Origin of the sequence: Pseudomonas sp. RIT-PI-q (genome assembly GCF_001297125.1) — a bacterium.
Taxonomy (GTDB): Bacteria; Pseudomonadota; Gammaproteobacteria; order Pseudomonadales; family Pseudomonadaceae; genus Aquipseudomonas.
Window position 1 is genome coordinate 1 of sequence record NZ_LHPC01000018.1, and the last position, 24437, is coordinate 24437.

Consider the following 24437-nt stretch of genomic DNA (forward strand, 5'->3'; position numbering starts at 1 on the left):
CCCGAACCCCGTGTAGCAGCTGGCGAAGCCTGCGTTCGGCTCGGCCCGCGATCGGACGGAGCAGTCGCCTACTGAACACGCGGTCTCCCAATGGCAATGCATTGCCTGACTCACGTCTGCTTCGTCCGATCGCGGCCCGAGCCGAACGCAGGCTTCGCCAGCTGCTACATAAAGCGATTGCGTCTCCCCTTGCGAGCCCTCATGAACCACAGCATCGACCAAAGCCATCGCGACCCGGACCTGTTTGGTCTGCTTTACGGTTTCAGTTTTCGTCCCGGCGAGCGCGGTCGGGAGATCGACTCGGCCAAGGCGTTGCAGTGCCTGCAACAACCGGACGACAGTGAAGAATTTCTCTGGTTGCACCTGAACCTCGCTCACGCCGCGTGCGAGCGCTGGATGAAAAGCCATCTGGAATTGCCCGAGGAGTTTTTCGAAGCGCTGCACGAAGGCTCGCGTTCGACGCGCATCGAGCACGTCGATTCGGCGTTGCTGGCGGTGGTCAACGACGTGGTGTTCAACCTCAGCAGCATGGTTTCTTCGGATGTGTCGACGTTGTGGGTCTGCGCCCGCAGTCGGCTGATCATTAGCGCGCGCCTGCAACCGCTGCACTCGGTGGACAAGCTGCGCTCGTCGGTGAAGGCCGGTGAATGCTTCCGTTCGCCACTGGAGTTGCTGGTGCATTTGCTCCGAGATCAGGGCGAAGTGCTGACCCAGATCGTGCGCAAGACCAGCCTCAGCGTCGACCAGATCGAAGATGAGTTGCTGTCCTCGCGGCTGTCGACCAACCGCGCCGAGCTGGGTGCCAATCGCCGGGTGCTGGTGCGTCTGCAACGGCTGCTGGCGCTAGAGCCGGGCTCGCTGCTGCGCCTGCTCAATCGCCCACCGCAGTGGCTGCAGAAGGAGGACGTCAAGGAGCTGCGCAAGTCCACCGAGGAGTTCGCGCTGATCATCAACGACCTCACGGCACTGGGTGAGCGGATCAAGCTGTTGCAGGAAGAGATCGCCGCCAACCTCAATGAACAGAGCAACCGCACGCTGTTTACCCTGACCGTGGTCACGGTGCTGGCATTGCCGATCAACATTATCGCGGGGTTCTTCGGCATGAACGTCGGCGGAGTGCCGCTTTCCGGTGATCCGGAGGGGTTCTGGATTCTGGTGGCGCTGGTGGCAACGTTTACCGTGATTGCCGGGCGCTGGGCGTTTCGCAAGCGCCAGGATTACTAAGTCCACATCCTTGTAGGAGCGAGGCTTGCCCGCGAATGGCGCACCTCGGTCTAACTCAATGACCGCGTTATCGTTCTTCGCGGGCAAGCCTCGCTCCTACAGGGTTGGTGTGTAATTGGGAAAAAAACCAAACACTGATCCAACGCAGCCTCTCTGTAACATTCAGCAACGATCATGGCAGACACTCCTTCCCTCCTCAGGATTGTCCGTCATGGCTACTCCTTCCTTCACCGCCGCCCCGGCGCCCGCCACCAGTAGTGCCAAGCCGCAATTTGATAAAAAACCCGGCTTGCTGACGATCGTGGTGTTTTTCGCAGTATTGGCTATTGGCTTGCTGTTTACCGCTTACAGCCTGATGCACGACATGAACGAACTCGGCACCGTGGTGACCACCTGGACGCCGTTTCTGTTGCTCGGCGTGGCGCTGGTGATTGCGCTGGGCTTTGAGTTCGTCAACGGTTTCCACGACACCGCCAACGCGGTGGCCACGGTGATTTACACCAACTCGCTGCCGCCGAATGTCGCGGTGGTCTGGTCCGGGTTCTTCAACTTCCTCGGCGTGTTGCTGTCCAGCGGCGCGGTCGCGTTCGGCATCATCGCCCTGCTGCCGGTGGAGCTGATCCTACAGGTCGGCTCCTCCGCCGGTTTCGCCATGATCTTCGCCCTGCTGATCGCCGCGATCCTGTGGAACCTCGGCACCTGGTGGCTGGGCCTGCCAGCGTCGTCGTCGCACACGTTGATCGGTTCGATCATTGGTGTCGGCGTCGCCAACGCGCTGATGCATGGCCGTGACGGCACCAGCGGCGTGGACTGGGCGCAGGCGACCAAAATCGGTTATGCGCTGCTACTGTCGCCGCTGGTCGGCTTCGGCTTCGCCGCTTTGTTGCTGCTGGCCCTGCGCGCCTTCGTGAAGAATCGCGCGCTGTACAAAGAACCGAAAGGCACCACCCCGCCACCGTGGTGGATTCGCGGTCTGCTGATCGTGACCTGCACCGGCGTGTCCTTCGCCCACGGTTCTAACGACGGCCAGAAAGGCATGGGCCTGATCATGCTGATTCTGGTCGGCACCCTGCCCATGGCTTACGCGCTGAACCGCACCATGCCGGCGGATCAGGCGTTGCAGTTCGCCGCCGTGGCGGAAGTCACCCAGCAAGCACTGGTCAAGGCTGCGCCGCAACCGGCCCCGGCCGACCCGCGCCCGATACTGTCCGAATACGTGCGCAGCAAGGAAGCGACACCGCAACTGGTGCCGGCGCTCGCTGCACTGACCGGCCGCATCGGCGCTGAGGTCAAGGGTTATGGTTCGTTGTCGAAGGTGCCCGCCGAGGCCGTGGGCAACGTGCGAAACGACATGTACCTGACCAGCGAAACCATTCGCCTGATGGACAAGAACAAGGTCGGCAACTTCGACGCCGACACCAGCAGCAAGCTGCAACTGTTCAAACAGCAGATCGACAACTCCACGCGGTTCATTCCGCTGTGGGTGAAAATCGCCGTGGCCATCGCGCTGGGGCTGGGCACCATGGTCGGCTGGAAGCGCATCGTGGTGACGGTCGGCGAGAAGATCGGCAAGACTCACCTGACGTACGCCCAAGGCGCTTCGGCGGAAACCGTGGCCATGCTGACCATCGGCGCGGCGGACATGTTCGGGCTTCCGGTGTCGACCACGCATGTATTGTCTTCGGGGGTGGCCGGGACCATGGTCGCCAACGGCGGCGGATTGCAGATGAAGACCATCCGCAACCTGTTGATGGCTTGGGTGCTGACCTTGCCGGCGGCGATTCTGCTGTCGGGCAGCTTGTATTGGCTGTTCACCCAATTGTTCTGACCCCAAGACCTGTGTAGGAGCTGACTTGCCAGCGAAGAGGCCCTCGATATTTGCATCGCCCTTCAGGCCGCCTTCGCTGGCAAGCCAGCTCCTACAAGGTTGTGGATTGGATGACGGTCCCCAACCATTCCATGAATGCCGTTGCCGGGCAGCTTGTACTGGCTGCTCACCCCATTGTTCTGACGCCAACACCTCTGTAGGAGCTGGCTTGCCAGCGAAGAGGCCCTCGATATTTGCATCGCCCTTCAGGCCGCCTTCGCTGGCAAGCCAGCTCCTACAGGTGATGGGTTGTTGTGGATTGGATAACGGCCCCCAACCAATCCATGAATGCCGTTGCCGGGCAGCTTGTACTGGCTGCTCACCCCATTGTTCTGACGCCAAGACCTGTGTAGGAGCTGGCTTGCCAGCGAAGAGGCCCTCGATATTTGCATCGCCCTTCAGGCCGCCTTCGCTGGCAAGCCAGCTCCTACAGGTGATGGGTTGTTGTGGATTGGATAACGGCCCCCAACCAATCCATGAATGCCGTTGCCGGGCAGCTTGTACTGGCTGCTCACCCCATTGTTCTGACGCCAAGACCTGTGTAGGAGCTGGCTTGCCAGCGAAGAGGCCCTCGATATTTGCATCGCCCTTCAGGCCGCCTTCGCTGGCAAGCCAGCTCCTACAGGTGATGGGTTGTTGTGGATTGGATAACGGCCCCCAACCAAGCCATGAATGCCCGAACCCGCAACGGCAGATGCCGTTGCCGGGCATAGAGCAGCGAACCCTCCATCGACGGTGCATTGTGCTGTGGCAGCACCGCCACCAACTCGCCGCTGAGCAGGTAGGGTTTCATGCCCATCATCGGCGCCTGTGCCAAACCGAACCCACCCAGGCACGCCGATTCATAACCGTCAGTGCTGTTCACCGTGACGCTGCCGGCCATCGATACTCGATGCAGCTGGCCAACTTCCTCGTACAAAAATCCTTCCGACCGCGCGCCCAGCACACCGACGTAATGCACCAGTCGATGCTGCGCCAGATCGTCCAGCGTTTCGGGGATGCCATAGCGCTGCACATACGCTGGGCTGACGCAGTTGACCATGGTGAAATCGCACAGGTGACGCGCGACCACCGATTGATCCGGCTGAGCGCCAACGCGAACCACACAATCGAAGCCTTCGCTGAGCAAATCGACGCGGCGGTCGGTGGTGCTGATTTCGAGCTCAAGATTAGGGTGCAGCGCCATGAATTCCGGCAGCCGTGGCATCACGATGCGACGGGCCAGGATGTTCGGCATGTCGACGCGAATCCGCCCGGTGAGTGAGGCCGCGTCCTGGCGAAACAGCCCTTCGATTTCGTCCATGTGCGACAGCAAATCCTTGCTGCGCTCATACAACACCAAGCCGTCCTGAGTCGCCTGCACCTTGCGCGTGGTGCGTTGCAGCAAGCGCGTTCCTAACAGCGCTTCCAAGGCCTGCACGTGCTCCGACACCGTGGACCGGGGCAAACCCAGACTTTCACCGGCGAGGGTAAAACTCGACATTTCGCTGACGCGGACGAAGGTGCGCAGCAGTTCCAGTTTGTTCATGGGCCGACCTTCTATTGTTCGGATAAACCGACCAGTGATTCCAGTTTCACTCTGTTTATCACTACAAGGCGGATAAATAAACTTCCTCACATCAACCAACCACTGCTCTTGAGGAAGTCCCATGAACCGTAAAATCGCACTGATCACCGGCGCCAGCCGCGGCCTTGGCAAAAACGCAGCCCTGCACCTCGCAGCCCAAGGCATCGACGTCATCGGCACCTACAACAGCAAGGCTGATGAGGCGCACGCACTGGTCGCAGAAATCGAAAATCTCGGCGGTCGCGCCGCCATGCTGCAACTCGACGTTGGCCGCAGTGAAGGCTTCGCCGACTTCGCCACTCAGGTGGCCGATGTATTGAGCCGCCATTTTGATCGCGAGCATTTTGACTTCTTGATCAACAACGCCGGCATCGGCCTGAATGCGAGTTTCGTCGACACCACCGTCGCCCAGTTCGACTTGCTGATGAACATCCATTTGAAGGGGCCGTTTTTCCTGACGCAAAACCTGCTGCCGCTGATGGCAGACGGTGGACGAATCCTCAACGTGTCCAGCGGTCTGACCCGCTTCAGCTTGCCGGGTTACGGTGCTTATGCGGCGATGAAAGGGGCGATGGAAGTGCTGACGCGCTACCAGGCCAAGGAACTCGGTGCCCGTGGGATTTCCGTGAATACTTTGGCGCCTGGCGCGATCGAAACCGATTTCGGCGGCGGTACGGTGCGCGATAACAGCGAAGTGAACAGCTACGTGGCTGGCAATACCGCGCTGGGTCGCGTCGGTCTGCCGGACGACATTGGCGCTGCGATTGCGTTGTTGCTGGCGCCGGGCAGTCAGTGGATCAACGGCCAGCGTGTCGAGGCGTCGGGCGGAATGTTTCTGTAACTGGCGTACCGTTGAGCGGGCTGAACATCAGCCCGCTCATCCTTTCAACTGCGCGATACCAGACGCTCCAGCACCGTCAACAGCTCCACCCTGCCCTTGCGCGGCTCGCCTTCAAACTCGATCCAGCCCTCGTTGAACCCATCGATCATCTGCATTCGCGGCAGTGGATTGCGCATGCCTTGACTGGCGAACAACGCCTGCCACGTCTCGCGCGGCACACTTTGCATCCGTACCGGTTTGCCCAGCAGTGCGCTGAAAGCGGCGCCCAGTTGCAGCGGCGTGATGCGTTGCGGGCCTTCCAGTTCGACGATGCGTTTGCCCTGCCATGACGCCTGCAACAGCTCGGCAGCCACCCGGCCGACATCCGCCGTGGCGATCATCGGCACCGGTTTATCGAGGGGTTGCAGGAAACTCGGAATCATTCCTGAACCCATCGCGTGTTCGACGTCCCACTGAGCGTTTTCCATGAACCAGGCCGGGCGCAGGAAGGTGACAGGCGACTGCAGATTCGTTAACGCCTGCTCCAGCAATTGCAGCTGGTTCAGCAGGTTTGGCTGAGTGGCTTGGGCGCCGATGGTCGACAGGCACACAACCTTACCGGGGCGCGCGGCTGCAAGCGCAAGACGGATGTTTTCCACTACTTGCCGGGTTTCCGGGAAGCCCGGCGACGGGTCGAAATTCGACGGCATCATCACAAATACGCCTTCCACGCCGGAGAACGCCCGCGCCATGGCGTCACGATCGTCGACATCGGCAATCGCCACGTCACACCCGCGTTGCGCCCACGCCGCGCCTTTGTCTGCGCTACGCACCACGGCGCGCACGCTGTGACCGGCGGCCAACAATGTACGGGCGACTTCGCCGCCCACCTGCCCGGTAATGCCCATCACTGCATACATGAATTGTTCTCCTGCTCGAAGACGACCTGTGTCGCGATGAGGAAATAGTCAGCGATAAACGAAGATTCTCCGATAGCATGAATGTCATTGCACACGTGATCAGGATTCATCAATGAGCTTCGATGCCAGCCTTGCCAATGGCATGGGCGTGTTCAGCGCGGTGGTCGATGGCGGCAGTTTTGTCCGCGCCGCCGAAGCGCTGGAGCTGACGCCATCCGGCGTGAGCCGGGCCATTGCGCGCCTGGAAAAACGCCTGGGCATTCGCCTGTTCGACCGCACCACTCGCTCCGTCACGCTCACTGACGAAGGCCGACGGTTTTACGGAGAAATCGCGCCGCTGCTGGCCAGTCTCGAAGAGGCTGCCAATTCGGCCTCGAGCAGCGCCACTCAGGTCAGAGGGCGCTTGCGGGTCAACATGGACCCGTATTTTTCGCGGCTGATTCTGGGCCCGGCGCTGGGGCGGTTCATGGCGCGCTATCCCGAGTTGTACCTGGAACTGCAAACCCGCGATCAATTAGGCGACATGGTCGCGGACGGTTTTGATCTGGCGGTGCGCTTCGGCCACCCGGCGTCCTCGTCGCTGGTGGCGCGCAAGCTGCTGGACGTGCGGGTGCTGACCCTCGCCTCGCCGGCTTACCTGAAAAAACACGGACGCCCGCTAACACCGCAAGACATGGAGCACGAGCAGCACGTGTGCATGCAGTTTCGCGATCCACAAACCGCCCGGCCGTTTGGCTGGGAATTCCATCAACCGGGAAGACCGGTGCTGCATGTGCAGCCGCACTGCCGATTGTTGGTCAATGACGTCGGCACGTTGCACAGCGTCTGTGAAAGCGGCCAGGCCATCGCCCAGGTGCTGGACCTGGGGATAGCGCCGGCCTTGAAGGAGGGTCGTTTGATCGAGTTGTTTCCCGACTGGCCCGACGAGCGTTTTCCGTTGTTCGCGCTGTATCCGTCACGGCATTTGCCGGCGGCCAAGGTCCGGGCGTTTCTGGATTTTGTCATTGAGCTTTGTAGGGTGCGGTAGGCCAAGATCAAAAGATCGCAGCCTTCGGCAGCTCCTACAGGGGATCGCATTTCAACTGTAGGAGCTGCCGCAGGCTGCGATCTTTTGCTTTTATCCCTCGACAGACTGGCGCATCACCACGCGCTCGCGCACCACGTCATACACCCAGTGATAAACGTAGGTATACGGCAGGAAAAACAGCAACACACCGATGTCCAGCAGGAACGCTTGCCACAGGCTGATGTTCAGCCACCAGGCAATCAATGGCACACCGACCGCGACCAGGCCACCTTCGAACAGCAAGGCATGGACGACACGTACCCAAGCGTTACGCACGATCTGCAAGCGCTCGAGCAGGCGGTCGAACAGGCCGTTGAAAACCACGTTCCAGGCCAGGGCCAGGGCCGCGATCGCCATGGTCACCAGGCCCATGTCGAGCATCGGTTTGTCCATGATCCAGGCCAGCAACGGGGTACAGATCAGGATGGCCAGCAGTTCGAAACCGACGGCCTGGAAAATACGTTCAGTGATGGATTTGTTGAGGGTCATAATCAGACTCCCTAAGTGACTGTGGTTGCCATGATCGGCCATCACACCGATACTTCATAACCAATAACCATCGATCAAGGCGATAGTTCATGCCCTCCCACGAGGTGTTGCAGGCCTTCGTCCAAGCCGCGACCCAAGGCTCGTTTTCTGCTGCAGCGCGCAAGCTGGGGCGCAGTCAGTCGACCATCAGCGCGGCGGTCGCCAGCCTGGAAATCGATTTGAACCTGACCCTGTTCGACCGCCGCAGTCGCAAGCCGACACTGACGCCGGCCGGGCGCGTCATGCTGCTGCGGGCGGAAGAAATTCTGGCTGCCACCAGCCGTCTGGAAATGACCGCCAGCCAATTGTCCGAAGGGGTCGAGGCGAAACTGACGGTGGCGATTTCCGACACCTACCAGTCGGACCGATTTGAAGCAGCGCTGAGTAGCTTCGAGCAGCGGTATCCGGACCTGGAACTTGAATGCCTGATTGCCGAATGCGATGACCTCGTGGCGTTGGTGCAAAGCGGCCGGGCGCATGTGGCCTTCGCTGAGATGCAGGACAGTTACCCGCCGGATTTGGTCAGTTCGACGGTGGATGAACGCACGGAGATCGCGCTGTTTGTGGCCCATGAACACCCATTGGCGGCGCTGGGCACAGTCGATCAGGACGTGCTGCAACAACATCGCGAGTTGCGCCTGGCGACCATCGTCAATCCGTACGAAAGCCGGGCGAAGGGACGCGTCTGGTCGGCGCCGAGTTACTTGATGTTGATGGAAATGGCTCAGGGCGGGTTTGGCTGGGCGCCGTTGCCTCGGTGGTTGGTGGGGCGTTTTGGGGCGGGGACGTTGCAGGAACTTCAGGTTCGCGGCTGGCCGAAAACGGTGTCGGTGGATGCGCTGTGGTCGCGGCAGCATCCGCCGGGGCCGGCGGGGAGTTGGTTGTTGAGCAAGATGCTGGAATGAGATCAAAAGATCGCAGCCTTCGGCAGCTCCTACAGTTGATCTCCTGTGTACAGATCAACTGTGGGAGCGGGCTTGCCCGCGATGGGGCCAGCAAATTTCACCTCACTCCAACGCCCTGAGCCGGGCCTCGATAAACCGCCGCTCCGGCACCTGCTGCGTCAACTCCAACGCGCGCTCATACGCCGCACGCGCCTCCTCGACCCGCCCCAACTGCCGACAAAACTCCGCCCGCGCCGAATGCGCCAAGTGGTAATCGAGTAATTCACCGCGACCCAGAATCGCCTCGACCAGCGTCAGCCCCACTAACGGTCCATCCCGCTTCGACAGCGCCGCCGCACGGTTCAACTCGATCACCGGCGACGGCACGGCCTGCAGCAGCACGTCATACAGCCCGACAATTTCCACCCAATCGGTCTCCCCCACCGACGGCGCTTCGGCATGCACCGCCGCGATGGCCGCTTGCAGGCAATAAGGCCCGAACCGCCGAGTGGTCAGCGCCCGCTCCACCAGCGCACAGCCTTCGGCAATCATCCCCGCGTCCCACAACGAGCGGTCCTGCTCATCCAGCACAATCAACTCACCGCTGGTTGAGGTCCGCGCCGGGCGACGCGACTCATGCAACAGCATCAGTGCCAGTAGCCCCATGACTTCCGGCTCGGGCAGTAACTCCATCAATAACCGTCCCAGGCGAATCGCTTCGCGGGTCAGGTCCTCACGGGTCAGTTCAGTGCCGATGGACGCCGAATACCCTTCGTTGAACACCAGGTAAATCACCCGCAATACGCTGTCGAGGCGCTCGGGCAATTCGGCCAGGGTGGGTACTTGATAAGGGATTTTCGCGTCGCGGATTTTCGCTTTGGCGCGCACGATGCGCTGGGCGATGGTGGCCGGTGCGGAGAGGAAGGCCCGAGCGATTTCCTCAGTGGTCAGGTCGCAGACTTCCCGCAGCGTCAACGGAACCTGGGCGTCTGCCGCGAGTGCCGGGTGACAACAGGTGAAGATCAGGCGCAGGCGATCGTCTTCCACGTCTTCGTCACTCCAGTCGGCCTGCTCCAGCGCCTCCAGTTGAGCGATCAACATCGGCTGCGACGCGGTGAAACGTGCGCGCCGACGCAACGTATCAATGGCTTTGAAGCGCCCGGTGGACACCAGCCAGGCGCGCGGATTGTCCGGCACACCGTCACGCTGCCAGCGCTCGACCGCCACGAAAAATGCCTCGTGCAAGGCCTCTTCCGCGAGGTCGAAATCGCCGAGCAAGCGGATCAGGGTCGCCAGGATTCGCCGCGAATCTTCGCGATAAACCTGCTCGACCCGAGCCGTCACTGTCACGCCAGGCATCAGTCCGGCATGCCTTCGGTCACCAGCGTCACCAGCCGATCCAGGCTTTGCCCCCAACCGTCGTGAAAACCCATGGCCTCGTGAGCCTGCCGATCCTCTTCGGACCAGTGCATGGCGCGAGCGGTGTAGAGGGTTTTGCCGTCTCGGTCTTCGAGGGTCACTTCGGCGCTCATGAAGGGTTTTCCCGACGGAATCCAGCCGGGAATGAAGGCATCGGTAAAGACCAACCGTTCAGGGGCGACGATCTCCAGAAACACGCCCATGGTCGGGTACTCGGTGCCGTCCGGCGCGCGCATCAGGGTGCGAAACTGGCCACCGACCCACAGGTCCATTTCGCACTCGGGGGTGGTCATGCCGTGGGGCCCCCACCACTGCACGAGCAAGGCCGGCTCGGTCCAGGCGCGGAAGATTTTGCGGCGCGGTGCATCGATCAGACGGCTGATGGATAACTCGAACGCGGCAGGCTGTTTTTTATAGGGTTGCGGGCTCATGGGCTCTCCTGTCTTGTGATTGTTATTCAGGGATTCAACTGGCGAACGGGACGCACCTCGACGCAGCCGACCCGGGCCGCCGGGATGTTGCCGGCGACCTGGATCGCTTCATTGAGGTCCTTGGCATCGATCAGGTAGAAGCCGGCCAACTGCTCCTTGGTTTCGGCGAACGGGCCGTCGGTGATCGACATTTTGCCGTTGCGCATGCGCACGGTGGTGGCGGTCTGCACCGACTCCAGCGCCTCGGCGGCGATCATTCGGCCGCTGCCCTGGATCGACTCGGCGTAGGCCATGCACTCGGCGTCTTTCGGGCTTTCGGGCAGCGAGTGCAGTTCGCGCTCGCTGCTGTAGACCAGGCATAAATACTTCATGGAGGCTCTCCATTTCTTGGGGCTCAGCCCGAACCGAACTGATCAACTATGGCTGCAGTTTGCTGCTTTCGCGACATTCCCGACGACCAGCCGGCCCTCAAGGTTCCAGGTTGAACAAGGTCGTGCCGCTCATCATGTCGAACGGCGCCGACCAGTGTTCGTGAACGATGCGCCATTGCCCCTCGTCGCGCCGATAGCAGGCGGTCACGCGCATCCAGCAGGCCTGGGTTTCACCTTTCTCGTTGGTGCCGCCGCAATGGGCCAGCCAATGGGCGAAGGCAATGTGTTCGTCCGCGACGATGTTCATGTGGTCGAAGTCAAACTTGTGCGCGCCCTGGCACATTTCCATGCATTCCTGCCAATGCGCGCGGTAGGCGGCCTTGCCGCGAAATTGCAGGGCCTTGACCGCGTCGTAGGAGACGATGTCCTCGGCGTACAGGGGCATGAGTTTCTCGATGTCCTTGGCGATGACCGCCTGACGATACGTGTCGATCAGGGTCTGGATTTCGTGGGTCGCGTTCATGGTGGTTCTCCGTGGTTTTTGGTGTGAAGACACCCTTAGTCGTCTGGCGCAAAGCCAAATCGACAGTCCAAATAAAAATAATCCAGGAACGCAAACTCGTTAGAATTCGAAGCACATTCATGTTGGAAAAAGGACACTCCAGTGACAACCCGACTCGTGCCTTACGAATGCCTGAACGCGCGCCAGCGCCAGCAGGTCGAGGCCATTGAAGTTCACAAGGAACAAATCAAATTCTCCGGCGACATTCACGGTGCCTTGCACACCTTGCTGTCCAAACCCGGCCCCGGCGTCAAAGGATTTGCCCTGCTGGCCGAGGAGGTTCCTGTCGCCTTCCTGCTGCTCAAACGCCCGCCGGTCCTGCCCGCCTGGGCCGATGAACACAGCGCCACCCTGCATGCCTTGCAGGTCGATCAACGAGCCCAGGGCAAAGGGTACGGCAAGGCCTGTTTGCAAGCCTTGCCCGACGTGGCGCGCCAGGCCTGGCCACACATCAAAGCGCTGGAATTGTCGGTGGATGCAGACAACGAGGCCGCCATCGCGCTCTATGCAAAATTCGGCTGGGTCGACAGCGGCGAAGCCTACAAGGGCCGGATCGGCTACGAACGGCGCATGAGTCTGGTTTTCTGAGGTGGTTATGCTCGACAGCATCGAAGCACTGGAAGCGATCTACGGCCAACCTCACGACCGCGCCGTTCGCAAGCAAATCCCCTTTCTCAACGAGGACTACCAGGCGATGGTCCGCGCCTCGCCGCTGGTGATTATCAGCTCGGTCGGCCCCGACGGCCTGGACGGCTCACCCCGTGGCGACTTGCCGGGCTTCGTGCGGATCATCGATGAGCGGACACTGGCGATCCCGGATCGGCCCGGCAACAACCGCATCGACACCTTGCGCAACGTCGTGCTCGATTCGCGGGTGTCGCTGCTGTTCATCATTCCGGGGATCGGCGAGACGTTGCGGGTCAACGGTACGGCGCAGATCAGCGCCGAACCCGAGCTACTGGAGAGTTTTTCGGTCAACGGCAAACCGGCGCGCACGGTGATGCTGGTCACGGTGGAAGCGGCGTTTTTCCACTGTTCGAAAGCGATGGTGCGTTCGGACTTGTGGAACCCGCACAAGCATTTGGATCGCTCGGCACTGCCGACGGCGGGGGCGTTTCACAAGCGGCTGAATGACGGGCAGTTCGATGCCGAGGCGTATGACCGGGAAGCGCCGGTGAGGGTCCGCGACAGCCTCTACTGACAAACACATTCCCCCGGTAGGAGCTGTCGAGTGAAACGAGGCTGCGATCTTTTGATCTTGTTTTATAAGATCACGATCAAAAGATCGCAGCCTCGTTTCACTCGACAGCTCCTACAGGGGATTGGGTTGGGGTTGGGTTTATAGCTCCAGCACCATTTCATGCCACGCCATACCGCCGTGATCAGAGGCCGATGGCTTGATGTAGGCGAAGCCGAACCCGGCGTAGAGCGGTATGTGCCGTTCCTTGCACATCAGGTTGATGCTGACTTTATTCAGTGCCCGCATCCGCTCGATGAATTCAACCATCAAGCGTTTTGCCAGGCCTTGCCCCTGATAATCCGGGTGCACCACCACCGACATGATCACCACATGAGGCCCGGCCGGGTCGTGGCCGATCAGTTCCTTGAAGGCTTCGTCCGACATTTCCACCTGAAACGCCGCACCGGAGTTGATGAAACCGGCGACAACGCCGTCCACTTCGGCCACGATAAAACCCTCTGGCCAAGTGGCGATACGAGTGGCGATTTTCTCGCGGGTCGCGGCTTCGTCGCCTTCGTAGGCAACGGTTTCGATGGCGTAGCAGCGGTCCAGATCAGCAGGCGTGACGTTGCGGATGACGGTGTTCATGGCGACTCGGGATCAACGTGGGAAGGCCGCCGATCATAAATGAGCTTCAGCACGACATCGAGAGGCGAATCACTGAGCCGCCTCTCGATGCGTTCATTACGGTTTGAGCGGCAGCCAGATTTCCAGCACACCGGTGTTGAGCTTCGGGTTGAAGTCTTCGCTGTAGCGTTCGAACTCCGGGGCGTCCGCCGCTTGATAACCGGACTGCGGCAGCCAGGTTTTCCAGATGTACTGAAAGGTCTGCGGCAAGGTATCCAGAGAGCCCTTGTGCTCGAATACCGCGTAATGCTGGGGCTGAACCTCGACCCAGCGGTACTTGTCGGGCAGGTCGTCGAGCTTGCTGATTTCAACGCCGGCGATGTATTCGAAGCCGCCCTTGCCATCCGGATTGCAGCAGATGCCGTAGGTCACTTCGCTTTTTTGACCGGGAATCCGGCCAATTTCGGGTATGAACTTCTCCCATAAGTCAGGGATTTCTTTGGTCGTATTCGCAGTGAATCGTCCGCCAAGCCCTGCAATGAGCAGGAAGTGCCCGTGCTCGAAGCGAGGCTTGGCCGGTTCGATGCCTGTTTGCTCATCCATGACTCAACTCCTGGAACTAAAAAGTGGGTTCGGCTGGGAGTATAGAAGCCAAACCAGATTCGCCCACTTACAGCGTGTGCAACTGTTCGACGGCGCCGGAGCCGACGAACTCGTTGTACCCCGATAGGATCACGTAGACCGCGAAATAGCAGAAGATCGCCGCCGATGCCATGTACGAATAACGCAGCAGTTTGTCACCCAGCAATTTGCCGCCGTGGCTCGCCGCAAAGCATAAAGCGACACACCAAAGCACGCCGGCGCACAGAAACCCGCCAAGAAACAGCGCCGAACTGAGGGCTCCACCGCCGCCGGACCGGGCGATCAATGTGCCGCCCACCGCCGCGAACCAGAGAATGGCGCTGGGGGACGACATGGCGAGGAAGATCCCGCGAAAAAACTCCTTGCGGTGCGAGTTCTGCCCCACTTCTGCGGTCTGTGCCAGCACCGCTTCGTGGTGGATCGCCGAATAAATCATCTTCGCCGCGAAATACACCAGCAGCGCCGACCCGCCGATCCACAGCACCCAACGGACGGTTTCGTATTGCAGCAAAACGGTCATGCCCGCCAACGCCAGCACCGCGTAGATCAGGTCACCGACACATGTCCCCAACCCCAGGGCAAAGCCTTGAAAATAGCCGCGTTGCATCGCCAGCGTGATCATCGCGATGTTGGCCACGCCGATGTCCAGGCACAGCGAAAGGCTCAGCAAGAAGCCACTGCTAAATTCCATCAACCGATTTCCTTCGGAAAAATTTGTTTACATAGTCGCTGGACAGTTTGCCACATCAGCCCTTACATTCCGCCACAGGCCACCGCAGTGGCCAGCGTCGCTCGGACGGTTCCGGGCGCTCACGTTATCCGAGGCAACAATGGCTAACCCAGGTTCGCCGCGCCGCTTTGCGCGCATAGATCGACTCCCCCCTTACGTATTCAACATCACTGCCGAGCTGAAGATGGCCGCCCGTCGTCGTGGCGAAGACATCATCGACTTCAGCATGGGCAACCCTGACGGCCCTACTCCGCCGCACATCGTCGAAAAACTGGTTACCGTCGCCCAGCGCGAAGACACCCACGGCTACTCCACGTCCAAGGGTATTCCGCGCCTGCGCCGGGCGATTTCCAACTGGTACAAGGATCGCTACGCGGTCGACATCGACCCGGAAAGCGAAGCCATCGTGACCATCGGTTCCAAGGAAGGCCTGGCGCATTTGATGCTGGCCACCCTCGACCAGGGCGACACCGTGCTGGTGCCGAACCCGAGCTACCCGATCCACATCTACGGCGCGGTGATTGCCGGCGCCCAGGTGCGTTCGGTGCCGCTGATTCCCGGCGTGGATTTCTTCGCCGAACTGGAAAGTGCGATTCGCGGTTCGATCCCGAAGCCGAAGATGATGATCCTCGGCTTTCCGTCCAACCCTACCGCGCAATGCGTGGAACTGGATTTCTTCGAGCGGGTGATCGCCCTCGCCAAGCAGTACGACGTGTTGGTGGTGCACGACCTGGCTTACGCCGACATCGTCTACGACGGCTGGAAAGCCCCGTCGATCATGCAAGTACCGGGCGCCAAGGACATCGCGGTGGAGTTTTTCACCCTGTCCAAGAGCTACAACATGGCGGGCTGGCGCATCGGTTTCATGGTCGGTAACGCTGAACTGGTCAACGCCCTGGCGCGGATCAAGAGCTACCACGACTACGGCACGTTTACGCCGCTGCAAGTCGCGGCGATTGCGGCGCTGGAAGGCGATCAACAGTGCGTCAAAGACATCGCCGAGCAATACCGGCAGCGTCGCAACGTGCTGGTCAAAGGCCTGCATGAATTGGGCTGGATGGTCGAGAACCCGAAAGCGTCGATGTACGTCTGGGCGAAGATTCCCGACGCTTACGCGCACCTGGGCTCGCTGGAATTCGCCAAGAAGCTGCTCGCCGAGGCCAAGGTCTGCGTCTCGCCGGGTGTCGGGTTTGGGGAGTATGGGGATGATCATGTGCGCTTCGCGCTGATCGAAAACCAGGACCGGATTCGTCAGGCCGTGCGCGGGATTCGCGGGATGTTCCGGGCGGATGGGCTGGTCAGCAAAACCAGCGCCTGAAGCAAAAACCTGTAGGAGCTGGCTTGCCAGCGAAGAGGGCCTGACATTCAACATTGATGTTGACTGTCAGGCCGCTTTCGCTGGCAAGCCAGCTCCTACATTGGTTTTGCGGTGTTACTTAGACGAACAGCGACAACAGCAGGATAAAGCCCAGCGCAACGATGGACAGGATGGTTTCCATCGCGGTCCAGGTCTTGAAGGTTTCTGCCACGGTCATGTTGAAGTACTGCTTCACCAGCCAGAAACCGGCGTCGTTGACGTGAGACAGGATCAACGAACCGGCACCGGTGGCCAACACCAGCAGTTCACGGTTCACACCCGGAATCATCCCCACCACCGGCACCACGATGCCCGCGCCGGTAATGGTCGCCACGGTCGCCGAACCGGTGGCCACGCGAATCACCGCCGCCACCAGCCACGCCAGCAAAATTGGCGAGATCTGTGCGTTCACCGCCATGTGGCCGATCACGTCACCCACACCGCTGGTCACCAGCATCTGCTTGAAGCCACCGCCGGCACCGATAATCAAGATGATCGCGGCGGTCGGCGCAAGGCTGGCGTCGAGCAACTTGAGAATTTTGCTCGAGCCCATGCCCTGCTTGTGGCCAAAGGTGTACAGCGACAGCAGCAACGCCAGCAACAGTGCCGAAATCGGGTGACCGACCAGGTCCATGAAGGAGCGCGCGAAATTGCCTTCCGGCAACACCACGTCAGCAAAGGTCTTGAGCAACATCAGGAACACCGGCAGCAACACGGTGATCAGGGTGATGCTGAAGCTTGGCAGCTCTGCCGCATCCGGCTCGCGAGCCAGTTGATCCACCAGTTCCTGGTTGGGATGACCGGGAATGTACTTGGCAATGAAAGTGCCGTAGATCGGGCCGGCAATAATGGCGGTCGGCAGTGCAACGATCAGCCCGTAGAGAATGGTTTTACCGATGTCGGCACCGAACACGCCGATGGCCAGCAACGGACCCGGGTGCGGCGGAACCAGACCGTGCACAGCGGACAGACCGGCCAGCAGCGGGATACCGATCTTGATGATCGACACGCCGGTACGCCGGGCGACGATGAACACCAGCGGGATCAGCAGCACGAAACCGATTTCGAAGAACAGCGGAATACCGACCAGGAACGCGGCGAACATCATCGCCCACTGCACTTTGTCCTTGCCGAACGCGCGAATCAGGGTCTGGGCAATCTGATCCGCCCCGCCCGATTCGGCCATCATTTTGCCGAGCATGGTGCCCAACGCGAGGATGATCCCGACGAAGCCGAGCACGCCACCGAAGCCGTCCTGGAACGCCTTGATGATGGTGCCGATCGGCATGCCGGAGGTCAGGCCGAGAAACGCGGCGGCAATGATCAGGGCAATGAAGGGATGGAGCTTGAACTTGGTGATCAGGACGATAAGCCCGATCACCGTGACCACTGCATCGAGCAGCAGGAACGTCTCGTGGGACATGCCAAACATTAGGGGTGTCTCCTGGTTGTTGTTGTTATTAAAGCGGGTAATTCGCAAGCCATCAGGACAGCGCTATCTCTCGGAGCAAAACTCATACGGCGAGTTTCAGGCCATGTTCAAGCCACCAGTGGTGTGCCTGAACGGCCAATTCGTCGACGCTGTGGGTTGAGGCATCGAGGGCCAGCGTCAATGGCTCGCCAACGGGGGATTCGAGGGTCGCGAACTGGCTTTCGATCAACGTCGACGGCATGAAGTGACCCGGGCGGTGCGACACACGATCGGCGGCGACTTCAGGGGTCAGCTCAAGGAACACGAAGCCCAGGCCCGGCAAGGCGCTGCGCAGACGTTCGCGGTAAATGTGTTTGAGGGCCGAGCAGGTCAACACCGGGCGCTGGCCCTGGGCGTCAACGCGGCGCAATTCATCGCACAGGCTGTCGAGCCAGCCGGCACGGTCTTCGTCGTTCAGGGGGATCCCCGCGCTCATCTTTTCGATATTGGCGGCAGGGTGGAAAGTGTCGCCTTCAATGGCGGTCGCGCCGCTGAGTTGGCACAAGGCCTCGCTGACACAAGTCTTGCCGCAACCGGCAACGCCCATGATGACCAGGGCGGTGATGGGATGATTCATGTAACACCTCAGCGCGCAGACAGCGCTACCTTTGTCATCAATGACACTAGATCAAAAGTAGAAGTTGCCGACGCCTTCTTGTCATTTTTGTGGGTTGCAGCATGTTCGTTCCCAACGCCAAAAAGCGAGGATCAGGCAGACCCCGCTCACGCATTTGCAGCTGCATCGAGACAGCGCTACCTTAGTGCCTCGAATTTTGTTTGGCAAGCCGTCCGATGATCTCCCCTAAAAACGATAAAAATACGCGCACCACTGGCCGCCCCACCCTGAACGAAGTTGCGCGCCTGGCCGGTGTCAGCCCGATCACTGCCTCCCGCGCCCTGCGCGGCGTCAGCACGGTGGCCACCGAACTGGTGGAAAAAGTCCAGAAAGCGGCGCTTGAACTCAACTACGTGGTCAACCCTGCCGCCCGCGCACTGGCCTCGGCGCAGAGCCATTCGGTGGTGGTATTGGTGCCGTCGCTCTCAAACTTGCTGTTCATCGATACGCTGGAAGCCATTCATCAGGTTTTGCGCCCCAAGGGTTTCGAAGTGCTGATCGGCAACTTCCATTACTCGCGCGATGAAGAAGAAAACCTGCTGCGCAATTACATGGCCTATCAGCCGCGCGGGTTGCTGCTGACCGGTTTCGACCGCACCGAAAGTTCGCGCAGGATGATCGAGGCGAGCAACATTCCGTGCGTGTACATGATGGAACTGGACAGTGCCGCAGGCCTCAATTGCGTCGGTTTTTCGCAACTGGCGGCGGGTGAAACGGCGGCGGAACATTTGCTCTCCCGCGGACGCAAGCGCCTGGCCTACATCGGCGCGCAGCTGGATCAACGCACGTTGCTGCGCGGCGAAGGTTTCCGCCGCGCGCTACAAAAAGCCGGTTTGTATGACCCAGACCTGGAAGTGCTGACCCCGCGCGCCTCCTCCGTCGGGTTAGGCGGCGAGTTGTTCTTGCAACTTTTGGCCAGTCATCCGGATGTCGATGCGATCTTCTTCGGTAACGACGACCTGGCTCAGGGGGCGCTGCTGGAAGCCATGCGTTGCGGGATCAAGATCCCCGAACAAGTGGCGGTTCTCGGTTTCAACGACCTGCCGGCCTCGGCGCACATGGTCCCACGCCTGAGCAGCATCAGCACCCCACGAGAAGCCATTGGCCGTCGTTCGGCGGAGTTGATGCTGACCTTGCTGGCGGGTAATTCAGTGGCCAAACCGGTGCAGGACATGGGGTTTGAGCTGAAGGTGCGCGAGAGCACCTGATGTGACAATGGACTCGCGGAACACGCTCTTTTTGTAGCAGCTGGCGAAGCCTGCGTTCGGCTGCGCAGCAGTCGTCAAACCTGAATGTGCGGTCTTCCTGACAAACCGTGCGGTCTGATTTTACGACTGCTGCGCAGCCGAACGCAGGCTTCGCCAGCTGCTACAGATCGCGTTACGCCCTTGCTCACTCGCCTTGGCAGGCACACTATTAATTCCCGAAGCCTTGAACCGCTAACGGAGTAGCTCCATGGAACATGCACTGAAGATTCTCGGTAAAGCCTCCTCGATCAACGTCAGAAAGGTCCTGTGGACCTGTGAGGAGCTGGACCTTTCCTACGAACGTGAGGACTGGGGCGGCGGTTTTGCATCCACCCACACGCCCGAGTTTCTCAGGCTCAACCCCAACGCACTGGTGCCCGTGATCATCGATGAGGCCGGTGTGCTGTGGGAATCCAACACCATCTGCCGCTATCTGGCCGCTAAACACCAGCATACCGATCTGCTTCCCCACGAGCCGGCGGCGCGTGCCCGGGTGGAGCAGTGGATGGATTGGCAGGCCACCGAACTCAATGCCTCGTGGAGCTACGCGTTCACGGCGTTGGTGCGCAAGGATCCGGAGTTCCAGGACGCGCATCACATTGCCGCCGGTGTACGCGGCTGGAATCAGAAGATGGGCATCCTCGAGCATCAGCTCGCGGCCACCAAAGCCTATGTCGCCGGGCCCCGGTTCACGCTGGCCGACATTGTCATCGGGCTGTCGATCAACCGCTGGTTGATGACACCGATGGAACGGCCCGATTACCCGGCTATCGACGAGTATTTTCAACGGTTGGCACAACGCCCGGGATTCCTCAAATACGGCTGCAACGGCCTGCCTTGAGCGATCGTCGCGCTACGAACCGCCAAAATGTATGCATTCATTGCAAGAAATGGGTGAATCTCGGGGCAAAGTCACCGAGATTCACAATCATTGATTTCCGATAGCAGGCTAAGCTTCTCCATCAATAAGAAATGGACCTGCCCATGACTGCTCACTCACCCTCTATTGCTCAACCCGACGGAATCGACCCCGTTCGGGCCGCGCAAATATCCGCACGCATCGACAGGCTTCCTGCCGTCTCGACAATCTGGCGCTTGGTGGCGCTGCTCTCGATCGGTGGTTTTTTCGAACTGTATGACCTGTTTCAAACGGCCTACATCAGCCCCGGCCTGATTCGCGATGGCATTTTCGCCACTGGCAGCCAGGGCGTGTTCGGCTTCTCCGATCAGGCCGCTTTCGCTTCGGCGACGTTTCTCGGGTTGTTCCTCGGCGCGAGTCTGTTGAGTCCGTTGGCCGACCGTTTCGGCCGACGCGCGATCTTCACTTTCGCGTTGATCTGGTACACCGTTGCCACTGTCGCCATGGGTGTTCAGAGTTCAGCGTTGGGCATTATCTGCATGCGCTTTCTGGTCGGCATCGGGCTGGGTATCGAACTGGTGACCATCGACGCTTACCTCTCGGAACTGGTGCCCAAGCGCATGCGCAGTTCGGCGTTTGCCTTCGCGTTTTTCGTGCAGTTCCTGTCGGTGCCGGCGGTGGCGTTGATGTCCTGGTGGCTGGTGCCGCAAGCGCCTTTCGGTGTGTCCGGCTGGCGCTGGGTGGTGTTGGCCAGTGCGGTGTTTGCGTTGTTCATCTGGTGGCTGCGTTCGCGGTTGCCAGAGTCACCGCGCTGGCTGGCCCAGCATGGGCGGTTCGACGAGGCCAGCCGGATTCTCGACGGCATCGAAGCACGCTGCGTGAAGGACCAGGGCACGCCGCTGGATGAGCCGGAACTGGCGGCGGTGGATGTTCAGGGCACGGGCCGATTTGCCGACATCTGGCAGCCGCCCTATCGCCGTCGGGCCTTGATGCTGATCGTGTTTCACGTGTTCCAGGCGATCGGTTTCTTTGGCTTCGGCAACTGGCTGCCGGCGCTGCTCTCCGGCCAGGGCGTGAGCGTGACGCACAGCCTGATGTACGCCTTCATCATCACCCTCGCCTACCCGCTTGGGCCGTTGCTGTTCGTGAAGTTCGCCAACCGCTTCGAGAACAAGTGGCAGATCGTCGGCTCGGCACTGGGCGCCATGACCTTCGGTACGTTGTTCGCCCTGCAAACCAGCGCCTTCGGCCTGATCTTTTGCGGGGTGATGATCACCTTCTGCAACGCCTGGCTGAGCTTCAGCTATCACTCTTATCAAAGCGAATTGTTCCCGACCAACATACGCGCCCGGGCGGTCGGTTTCTGTTATTCGTTCAGTCGCCTGTCGACGGTGTTCAGCAGTTTGCTGATCGGGATTTTTCTCGAACACTTCGGTACGCCCGGGGTGTTGGCGTTCATCGTCAGCAGCATGCTGATCGTGATGCTGACCATCGGCTGGTTCGGTCCGCGAACCCGCAACCTGGCGCTGGAAAACATCGCGCATCGATGACGACTTTGCGGTCGAGCACTGCCGCCAAACGGCAAGGGTTGACCGCCGCCCCCCGCAGACCTCACGTCGCGCCCCCTGAAAACAGGGGGTTCTGGCGACGGCACGCTATTTGCTCAAGCCGCTGTACCGCAAATACCTACAAGGTCTATTCATCATGTTGGTCAGTGCTCATAAACAAACGTTAGTGACGCCTCTCCCGAAAAAACCCGGCAAAGATCCAACCGCCGAAGCCGCTGCCGGTCTGCAGAGCGTGCTGACGCAAGCCCTGCAAAACAACGTTCAGGCTCAAACCGCGCAGGCCGGCGCGCAGGTGCACGAATCGGCCACGCAAATCGCCACGCAGCAAGTCAGTAAGGCGAGCAAAATCAGCGACAACGTTGATGAGGCATTCGCCAAAACCCGCGTGAACCTGCAAGCGGTCAACGGGGCACTGCCTGACGCCGTGAAGGACAAGGTCGGTAGTGGCTCGGCCACAGACGAATTCAAGGACTACATGAGCAAAACGCCGGAACAGCGTATGCGCGACAGCATCCTGCAAGAGATGGGGCTGACGGAAGATGAAGTGAAACAGATGCCGCCGGAAAAACAACAAGCGATCGCCAAAGAAATCACCGACCGCATGCAAGACAAAGTAAAACTGGCGCAGGCCGAGAAAGAAAATAGCAGCAGCGAAAAAGGCAGCAGCCAGGTCGTCGACAAGTTCCTGGCCTCGCTTTAACAGAAGTCCACGCACACTGCAGGAACTGCCGAAGGCTGCGATCTTTTGATCTTCGACGTCGGTTTAAAGATCAAAAGATCGCAGCCTTCGGCAGCTCCTGCACGGGTTGTGGTGTGGGTCATTTCAGCGGCACATCGCAATCGGTTTGGCGAGCATCTCCAGCAACACCTGCACAGCGGCCGAAGGTGTTTTGTTCGACGCCGCCACCAAGGCAAATTCTCGATCGATGCGCGGACTCACCGGCAGGACGCACAGGCCCTGCCGCTGGGTTGGCAGTGTCATCGCCGGCACCACGGTCACGCCGATGTTTTCCCGTACCAGCGTAAATGCACTGCTCCATTCACGGACCTCGACCCGAACGTCATGCAGTTGCAATCCGGCATCGATGGCCAGGCTACCGGCGTTGGTCGAACAGCCTCCCGTGGCCAGCACAAAAGGTTGCTCGACCAGCTCTGCAAGGGAAACGCCTTCTTCATTGGAACGGCGCGCCAAAGGATGGCCGCCCGGCAGCACCGCCATCCAGGCATCACGCCCCAATAGAATGGCATTGCGCGCAGGTGTCGGGTTCAACACCACGCCGACATCCACCAGCCCGGCACCGAGCAGCGTTTCCACTTCGTCGTCGCTGACTTCCAGCGCGACCACCTGAATGCCGGGATAAAGCCGATTGAACTGGCGCAGCAGTGGCGGCAGCAACGTCGCCAGCACCATGGGGAAACTGGCCAGACGGATCGTTGCGCGCTGAATGCCTTTGCCGGCATCGACGGTGCTGCGAATGTTCTCCAGCGCGCCGAGCATGGTTCGCGCGTGCTCGATGACAGGCAGTCCGATGGCAGTCGGCAAGGTCTGGCGATTTTCCCGGCTGAATAGCTGGACGCCCAGGGTGTCTTCGATCAACGCCAATGCCTGACTGGCCCCTGATTGAGTCATGCCGACTCGCTCGGCAGCCCGGGTAATGTTGCCGGTATCCGCCACCGCTACCACCATTCGCCAGTGCATCAGATTCATCATGGCAGTAGCTTTCCTTATGGCAGTTGTCTGAAAGATTAATTTTACCGAGGGCGTCGCGCACTATGACACTGGCGCAAATCCCCAACCAGAGCCCTCCCGATGAAGTTGTACTACGCCCCCCAAGCCTGCTCGCTGGCGCCGCACATTGTGCTGCGCGAACTGGACCTGCCGTTCGAATTGGTCCGTGTCGACAACGCCACCAAGAAAACCTTTGATGGCGACGACTTCCTTGTCATTAACCCAAAGGGTTACGTTGCGGCGTTGCAATTGGACAACGGTGAGGTGCTGACCGAAGGCCCGGCGATCCTGCAATACCTCGCGGACCAGCGACCGGAGGCGAATCTGGCAGCCATGCCTGGGACATTCGAGCGGGTGCGCTTGCAAGAGTGGCTGAACTTCGTGTCGACGGAAATTCACGGTGGGTTGGGTTGGTTGTTCAGTTCGCAATTTGGGCAGGAGGTCAAAGCGCTGATCAAGGAGAAACTGTTCAAGCGCTTTGTGGTGTTGAGCCAAACGCTGGAGCGGCAGGATTATTTGATGGGCGACGGGTTCGGCATTGCCGATGCGTATTTGTTTACGGTGCTGCGCTGGACTCCGCTGTTTACCATTGATTTGAATCAGTGGCCGGCGTTGGTGCGGTTTCAGGCGAGGGTTGATCAGCGGCCGGCAGTGAGAGCAGCGTTGGTGGCGGAGTCGGTGTAAGTCTTTACATCGCTTCGCGGGCAAGCCTCGCTCCTACGGGTTAACACTATCCTGTAGGAGCGAGGCTT

Annotated in this window: 26 protein-coding genes; 13 read left to right on the forward strand and 13 right to left on the reverse strand. The window is 60.1% G+C overall.

Annotation, left to right across the window (positions count from 1 at the left end; all coding sequences use genetic code 11):
- Nucleotides 1–201: 201 nt before the first annotated feature.
- Both AEQ67_RS05720 and AEQ67_RS05725 read left to right on the forward strand, forming a co-directional pair.
- Nucleotides 202–1224, forward strand: coding sequence for a transporter (locus AEQ67_RS05720; RefSeq protein ID WP_059402936.1), 1023 nt, complete (start codon nt 202–204; stop codon nt 1222–1224).
- 211 nt (nt 1225–1435) lie between these two features.
- The gene (locus tag AEQ67_RS05725) at nt 1436–3052 is read left to right on the forward strand and encodes an inorganic phosphate transporter (RefSeq protein ID WP_059402937.1); all 1617 of its coding nucleotides are present in this window, start codon (nt 1436–1438) and stop codon (nt 3050–3052) included.
- Nucleotides 3053–3710: 658 nt separating this feature from the next.
- Here the strand turns inward: AEQ67_RS05725 and AEQ67_RS05730 are convergent.
- Nucleotides 3711–4619 carry a LysR family transcriptional regulator gene (locus tag AEQ67_RS05730; RefSeq protein ID WP_059402938.1) on the reverse strand — a complete coding sequence of 303 codons (909 nt, stop codon included), beginning with the start codon at nt 4617–4619 and terminating at the stop codon, nt 3711–3713.
- A 121-nt stretch (nt 4620–4740) separates the two neighbouring features.
- Here AEQ67_RS05730 and AEQ67_RS05735 point away from each other — a divergent pair, with 121 nt between their 5' ends.
- Nucleotides 4741–5499, forward strand: a complete 759-nt coding sequence (locus AEQ67_RS05735; protein WP_059402939.1) for an SDR family NAD(P)-dependent oxidoreductase — start codon at nt 4741–4743, stop codon at nt 5497–5499.
- Nucleotides 5500–5543: 44 nt separating this feature from the next.
- On the opposite strand, the gene AEQ67_RS05740 is transcribed toward AEQ67_RS05735, so the two are convergent.
- Nucleotides 5544–6398: an NmrA family NAD(P)-binding protein gene (locus AEQ67_RS05740; RefSeq protein WP_059402940.1), complete on the reverse strand. Its 855-nt coding sequence runs from the start codon at nt 6396–6398 to the stop codon at nt 5544–5546.
- A 112-nt stretch (nt 6399–6510) separates the two neighbouring features.
- Here AEQ67_RS05740 and AEQ67_RS05745 point away from each other — a divergent pair, with 112 nt between their 5' ends.
- On the forward strand, nt 6511–7425 hold the full coding sequence (locus AEQ67_RS05745) for a LysR family transcriptional regulator (RefSeq protein WP_059402941.1): 915 nt from the start codon (nt 6511–6513) through the stop codon (nt 7423–7425).
- A gap of 90 nt (nt 7426–7515) precedes the next feature.
- On the opposite strand, the gene AEQ67_RS05750 is transcribed toward AEQ67_RS05745, so the two are convergent.
- Nucleotides 7516–7953 (reverse strand): multidrug/biocide efflux PACE transporter, encoded by a 438-nt coding sequence (locus AEQ67_RS05750; RefSeq protein ID WP_059402942.1) that lies wholly within the window; start codon nt 7951–7953, stop codon nt 7516–7518.
- Nucleotides 7954–8042: 89 nt separating this feature from the next.
- Between AEQ67_RS05750 and AEQ67_RS05755 the strand changes: the two genes are divergently transcribed.
- Nucleotides 8043–8897: a LysR family transcriptional regulator gene (locus tag AEQ67_RS05755; protein ID WP_059402943.1), complete on the forward strand. Its 855-nt coding sequence runs from the start codon at nt 8043–8045 to the stop codon at nt 8895–8897.
- Nucleotides 8898–8999: 102 nt separating this feature from the next.
- Here the strand turns inward: AEQ67_RS05755 and AEQ67_RS05760 are convergent, their stop codons facing one another.
- The 4 genes from AEQ67_RS05760 to AEQ67_RS05775 all read right to left on the reverse strand — a co-directional run bounded on the left by AEQ67_RS05760 (nt 9000) and on the right by AEQ67_RS05775 (nt 11620).
- Complete coding sequence (locus tag AEQ67_RS05760; protein ID WP_059402944.1) at nt 9000–10235, reverse strand: RNA polymerase sigma factor; 1236 nt, start codon at nt 10233–10235, stop codon at nt 9000–9002.
- The gene (locus AEQ67_RS05765; protein WP_059402945.1) at nt 10235–10726 is read right to left on the reverse strand and encodes an SRPBCC family protein; all 492 of its coding nucleotides are present in this window, start codon (nt 10724–10726) and stop codon (nt 10235–10237) included. Before AEQ67_RS05765 ends, AEQ67_RS05760 begins: the two co-directional genes overlap by 1 nt.
- A 26-nt stretch (nt 10727–10752) precedes the next feature.
- On the reverse strand, nt 10753–11097 hold the full coding sequence (locus AEQ67_RS05770; protein WP_059402946.1) for a YciI family protein: 345 nt from the start codon (nt 11095–11097) through the stop codon (nt 10753–10755).
- Nucleotides 11098–11194: 97 nt separating this feature from the next.
- Nucleotides 11195–11620, reverse strand: coding sequence for a YybH family protein (locus AEQ67_RS05775; protein ID WP_059402947.1), 426 nt, complete (start codon nt 11618–11620; stop codon nt 11195–11197).
- A 141-nt stretch (nt 11621–11761) separates the two neighbouring features.
- Between AEQ67_RS05775 and AEQ67_RS05780 the strand changes: the two genes are divergently transcribed.
- Together AEQ67_RS05780 and AEQ67_RS05785 are read left to right on the forward strand one after the other, a co-directional pair.
- Nucleotides 11762–12247 carry a GNAT family N-acetyltransferase gene (locus tag AEQ67_RS05780; protein WP_059402948.1) on the forward strand — a complete coding sequence of 162 codons (486 nt, stop codon included), beginning with the start codon at nt 11762–11764 and terminating at the stop codon, nt 12245–12247.
- A gap of 7 nt (nt 12248–12254) precedes the next feature.
- Nucleotides 12255–12860 (forward strand): pyridoxamine 5'-phosphate oxidase family protein, encoded by a 606-nt coding sequence (locus AEQ67_RS05785; protein ID WP_059402949.1) that lies wholly within the window; start codon nt 12255–12257, stop codon nt 12858–12860.
- Between the two features lie 138 nt (nt 12861–12998).
- Here AEQ67_RS05785 and AEQ67_RS05790 read toward each other — a convergent pair whose 3' ends face one another.
- From AEQ67_RS05790 to AEQ67_RS05800, 3 genes are all read right to left on the reverse strand, one after another.
- Nucleotides 12999–13487 carry a GNAT family N-acetyltransferase gene (locus AEQ67_RS05790; RefSeq protein ID WP_059402950.1) on the reverse strand — a complete coding sequence of 163 codons (489 nt, stop codon included), beginning with the start codon at nt 13485–13487 and terminating at the stop codon, nt 12999–13001.
- A 96-nt stretch (nt 13488–13583) separates the two neighbouring features.
- Nucleotides 13584–14069, reverse strand: coding sequence for a GyrI-like domain-containing protein (locus AEQ67_RS05795; RefSeq protein ID WP_059402951.1), 486 nt, complete (start codon nt 14067–14069; stop codon nt 13584–13586).
- A gap of 67 nt (nt 14070–14136) precedes the next feature.
- The gene (locus AEQ67_RS05800; RefSeq protein ID WP_059402952.1) at nt 14137–14799 is read right to left on the reverse strand and encodes a LysE family translocator; all 663 of its coding nucleotides are present in this window, start codon (nt 14797–14799) and stop codon (nt 14137–14139) included.
- 139 nt (nt 14800–14938) lie between these two features.
- Here AEQ67_RS05800 and alaC point away from each other — a divergent pair, with 139 nt between their 5' ends.
- Nucleotides 14939–16156, forward strand: coding sequence for an alanine transaminase (gene alaC, locus AEQ67_RS05805; RefSeq protein ID WP_059402953.1), 1218 nt, complete (start codon nt 14939–14941; stop codon nt 16154–16156).
- Between the two features lie 118 nt (nt 16157–16274).
- Here the strand turns inward: alaC and AEQ67_RS05810 are convergent, their stop codons facing one another.
- On the reverse strand, nt 16275–17627 hold the full coding sequence (locus AEQ67_RS05810) for a GntP family permease (RefSeq protein WP_059402954.1): 1353 nt from the start codon (nt 17625–17627) through the stop codon (nt 16275–16277).
- 82 nt (nt 17628–17709) lie between these two features.
- Nucleotides 17710–18243, reverse strand: a complete 534-nt coding sequence (locus tag AEQ67_RS05815) for a gluconokinase (protein ID WP_059402955.1) — start codon at nt 18241–18243, stop codon at nt 17710–17712.
- 215 nt (nt 18244–18458) lie between these two features.
- Here AEQ67_RS05815 and AEQ67_RS05820 point away from each other — a divergent pair, with 215 nt between their 5' ends.
- From AEQ67_RS05820 to AEQ67_RS05835, 4 genes are all read left to right on the forward strand, one after another.
- The gene (locus tag AEQ67_RS05820; protein ID WP_059402956.1) at nt 18459–19490 is read left to right on the forward strand and encodes a LacI family DNA-binding transcriptional regulator; all 1032 of its coding nucleotides are present in this window, start codon (nt 18459–18461) and stop codon (nt 19488–19490) included.
- A gap of 247 nt (nt 19491–19737) precedes the next feature.
- Complete coding sequence (locus AEQ67_RS05825) at nt 19738–20370, forward strand: glutathione S-transferase family protein (RefSeq protein WP_059402957.1); 633 nt, start codon at nt 19738–19740, stop codon at nt 20368–20370.
- Between the two features lie 143 nt (nt 20371–20513).
- Nucleotides 20514–21938: an MFS transporter gene (locus tag AEQ67_RS05830; protein ID WP_059402958.1), complete on the forward strand. Its 1425-nt coding sequence runs from the start codon at nt 20514–20516 to the stop codon at nt 21936–21938.
- Between the two features lie 154 nt (nt 21939–22092).
- Complete coding sequence (locus AEQ67_RS05835; RefSeq protein ID WP_059402959.1) at nt 22093–22656, forward strand: hypothetical protein; 564 nt, start codon at nt 22093–22095, stop codon at nt 22654–22656.
- A gap of 123 nt (nt 22657–22779) precedes the next feature.
- Here the strand turns inward: AEQ67_RS05835 and AEQ67_RS05840 are convergent, their stop codons facing one another.
- Nucleotides 22780–23667: a LysR family transcriptional regulator gene (locus tag AEQ67_RS05840; RefSeq protein ID WP_059402960.1), complete on the reverse strand. Its 888-nt coding sequence runs from the start codon at nt 23665–23667 to the stop codon at nt 22780–22782.
- Nucleotides 23668–23766: 99 nt separating this feature from the next.
- Between AEQ67_RS05840 and gstA the strand changes: the two genes are divergently transcribed.
- Entirely contained in the window at nt 23767–24369 is a 603-nt protein-coding gene (gene gstA / locus AEQ67_RS05845) for a glutathione transferase GstA (RefSeq protein ID WP_059402961.1), read from the forward strand.
- The last annotated feature ends 68 nt before the right edge of the window (nt 24370–24437 follow it).